The sequence below is a fragment of the uncultured Campylobacter sp. genome (genome assembly GCF_938045465.1).
GTDB lineage: Bacteria > Campylobacterota > Campylobacteria > Campylobacterales > Campylobacteraceae > Campylobacter_B.
In genome coordinates this window covers 1-3,631 of sequence record NZ_CALIBF010000032.1, presented here as the reverse complement: position 1 = coordinate 3,631, position 3,631 = coordinate 1, and the positions used below count along the sequence as shown (strand labels likewise).

Here is a 3,631-nt window from a genome sequence, read left to right as displayed (position 1 = left end):
CCGATGATAAATATCCACAAAAACGGCAAGCATATAAGCTCGAGAAGCTTATTTAAATTTGAAGCAGAGTAAAAATTTTCATCGGCAATTACAGGGATTATCATTGATGTAAAAAATAGAAAAACTAACAATAAATTTCTTATAATTGCTTTTCTAATACACAAAATAAATGGAAGGACGATATAAAACGATAATTCGACGCTAAGTGTCCATAAAACGCCGCTCGGATAGGAGCTAAAAAAGCCGTCGTAATTATATAAAGCATCGTTTTTTATACCGATTATAAAGCCCGCTATACCTGAAGCGGCGGTAATGACATACAGCACGAAGTATTCCACATATTTTAATACCGAAATATCATTAAAATTTTTGCCCACGTACATAGCTAGCTCAAGTACTAAAATATTTACGAATAGAGCCGGATATATCCTAAGCGCTCTTTTTATAAAATACTCTTTTAAATTTCCGCTATTTAAATAACTATCGGTAATTAAAAATCCTGAAACCAGAAAAAACAATGGAACGCCGGGAAATAGCCTAAGGAATTTATCCACGTGCCCCCCCCACAAGAGCGGTATTTTTAGCCACTCGGTTGAGTGCATATATACCACTTGTAAAGCAAAAAGTAATCTAAAAAAATTCAGATGGTTATCTCTATCTATTACTTTTTGAAAACTCATTTACAAATTCCGCAAAAATCCAAAACTTCTTTTTCTATTTTTAGCCCTTTAAATTCCTTATGTCCGACCAAAAATACGATAATGTCCGAAATTTCGATAGCCTTTTTATAATCCGCTATCTCAAAATCCTTATGAGCCTTGATGTTAGGCTCTACGGCGATTACATCAATACCGTCTGCGATCAGGCGCCTGGTTATATTTAGCGCAGGCGACTCCCGCAAATCGTCGATGTCGGGCTTAAAAGCAAGCCCCATACACGCGACTTTGGGCTTTTTGCCGTTTTGCAGCTCAAATTTTAAAGCCGCGTTTTTGATTTTTTCAATACACCACTCGGCTTTGTGATCATTGACCTCCCTTGCGGATTTGATCAGCCTCGCTTCGTAGCCGCCCGCATGCACTATAAACCACGGATCGACCGCTATGCAGTGCCCGCCTACGCCGCAGCCCGGGTTTAAAATATTAACTCGCGGATGGCGGTTTGCTAGCGAGATGAGCTCCCAGACGTTAATGCCGAATTTATCGCACAAAATGCTAAGCTCGTTTGCAAAGGCTATGTTTACGTCGCGGAAAGAATTCTCTGTAAGCTTTGACATCTCTGCAGTCTTAGAATCCGTCTGTAAAACGCTACCACTAACGAATTCTTTATAAAATTCCGCTATCTTTTTAGTAGCAATTTTTGTAGTTCCACCCACGATTCTATCGTTTTGCGTAAGCTCTTTTAAAATTTTACCTGGCAAAACTCTCTCCGGGCAATGAGCGATATAAATTTTAGAAATATCAACACCGCCATTTTTTAAAATTTCGCCTATCTTTTCGGTAGTACCTACCGGTGAAGTGGATTCTAAAACGACCATATTATCGTCTTTTACGTATGGTATTATAGATTTTGCCGCACTTATAACGTAGTCGATATTTGGAATGTATCCGTCTCGAAACGGCGTCGGAACAGCTATGATAAAAACGTCTGCGAAATCAGGCTCAACATCTGCTTTTAAATTTCCGCTCTGCACTGCTTTTTTAACAAATACGTCAAGTTCCGGCTCGACGATATGAATTTTACCCTCATTGATCGTATCTACGACGCTCAGCACCACATCAACGCCATGGATTTTATAGCCCCTATTTGCCAAAAGCGCCGCCGTAGGCAGCCCTATATATCCAAGACCTAAGATGCAAACTTTTTTCACAATATTCCTTTTAAAAATTCCAGTATTTTTTTACAAGCTTTACCGTCGCCATACGGACTTACACTTTTGCTCATTTTATCATATTCATCTTTTAAATTTAATAATCTTTGCACCTCTTTTATTATATTTTTGCGCTTGGTGCCGATAAGCTTAACGCATCCCGCTCTTATCCCTTCAGGTCTTTCGGTAGTTTCTCTGATAACTAAAACGGGCTTACAAAGGCTCGGCGCCTCTTCCTGGATGCCGCCACTATCTGTCACTATCATATATGACTTGCTCATAAGATAGACGAAACTATCATACTCTAGCGGATCAATTAAAAATATATTCGAAATGCCCGATAAAATTTCTCCCACAGGCTTTCTTACATTTGGATTTAGATGCACGGGGTAAACGATGTCGATATTTTCATTTTTTAGCGCTATTTCACGTAAAGCCTCACAAATATTAACAAAGCCTTCTCCGAAATTCTCTCGTCTGTGCCCTGTAACGAGAATAAATTTTCTATCACTAAGCTTATATTTGGAATTTATAAAGGATAAAATTTTATTTTTTAGCAGCTCATTGCTTTCGATTTTATCTATCGTCCACAAAAGCGCGTCTATTACGGTGTTGCCGCTAACGATTATATTTTTTGAATCTTTGCCTTCTTTTAAGAGATTGTCTCTTGCATCGGTGGTCGGTGCGAAGTGATATTTAGCTATGAGCCCCGTCATCTGCCTATTTATCTCTTCGGGAAACGGCGAATAGATATTATGCGTCCTAAGCCCCGCTTCTACGTGAGCAACGTCTATCTTTTGATAATACGCCGCCAAAGAAACGGCATAAGTAGTAGTCGTATCTCCATGCACGAACACGATGTCTGGGGTATATTCGCTAAATACATCGCGCATACCAAGCAAAACGCCTGACGTAATATCGTACAGATCCTGCCCTTGCTTCATTAAATTTAGATCAAAATCGGGCTTGATCTCAAAAAATTCAAGTACCTGATCGAGCATCTGTCTGTGCTGCGCCGTGACGCAAACCTTCACTTCAAATTCCGCGTACTTTTGAAATTCCTTTATCAACAGAGCCATCTTAATGGCCTCTGGGCGCGTTCCAAATACTATTAAAATTTTTCTTTTCGTCATAAACTCCCCTAAATATTAGTTTTTGCCCAAAGTCTATATAGTAATATTAAAATTATTCTTTTTTCCTTTTATACACATCTATTAGTTTACCGTGCTCTACCAGCTCATATTTATCGCGAACATCATCAAAAAGATTTAGTAATATTTTTAATTGTATAATCCGCCGCATAACATCGTTTGGTAGCCATTGATTATTATAAACATCGAAAAAGCGCCTTTCCTTTAATTCTTTATAATATACATTCAAAATATCGGTATCGACGTATAAAATATCGGCTTTGGAATTTATGAGATCTAAAACTTCATTGTATTCATTATCTGTGACTATAAAGGATTTTAGTTCAAAATACTTTAACCCACTATATTTTTTACTAAAGAATTGTAACATATTGTCATATTTGGATATCATATATAACTCATTTGAATTTTTAGAGTACTTATTTATAAGTCTTAAAGCATCGTCAAAGCGCTCAAATGAATAGGTAGTAATAATACCACCTGCTTCTTTCATGATCCCATTTATAATTTCTGTGTGTAGCAAAAGTATTTTCATATAGTGCCATTTGGGATATATATTCATAGCAGTATTTAGCATAAGCAAATATGAGTATAGGCGCTATTATAACATATA

The 3,631-nt window shown here is 37.4% G+C and carries 4 protein-coding genes; all 4 read right to left on the bottom strand.

Annotated features, from left to right (window positions below):
• On the bottom strand, positions 1-602 hold a 602-nt coding region (locus Q0413_RS01675; protein ID WP_298986641.1), incomplete at its 3' end, for an acyltransferase family protein.
• 74 nt (positions 603-676) lie between these two features.
• Positions 677-1,870, bottom strand: coding sequence for a UDP-N-acetyl-D-mannosamine dehydrogenase (gene wecC / locus Q0413_RS01670; RefSeq protein WP_298986638.1), 1,194 nt, complete (start codon positions 1,868-1,870; stop codon positions 677-679).
• A complete protein-coding gene (wecB, locus tag Q0413_RS01665; protein WP_298986636.1) occupies positions 1,864-3,000 on the bottom strand; it encodes a non-hydrolyzing UDP-N-acetylglucosamine 2-epimerase in 1,137 nt (378 codons plus the stop codon). The genes wecC and wecB overlap by 7 nt, the downstream gene beginning before the upstream one ends.
• Before the next feature lie 52 nt (positions 3,001-3,052).
• Positions 3,053-3,553 (bottom strand): hypothetical protein, encoded by a 501-nt coding sequence (locus tag Q0413_RS01660; protein WP_298986634.1) that lies wholly within the window; start codon positions 3,551-3,553, stop codon positions 3,053-3,055.
• Between the last annotated feature and the right edge of the window lie 78 nt (positions 3,554-3,631).

Coding starts and splice junctions, on each gene's coding strand:
- wecB (WP_298986636.1), bottom strand. CDS start 3,000: ATGACGAAAAGAAAAATTTTAATAGTATTTGGAACGCGCCCAGAGGCC.
- Q0413_RS01660 (WP_298986634.1), bottom strand. CDS start 3,553: ATGAAAATACTTTTGCTACACACAGAAATTATAAATGGGATCATGAAA.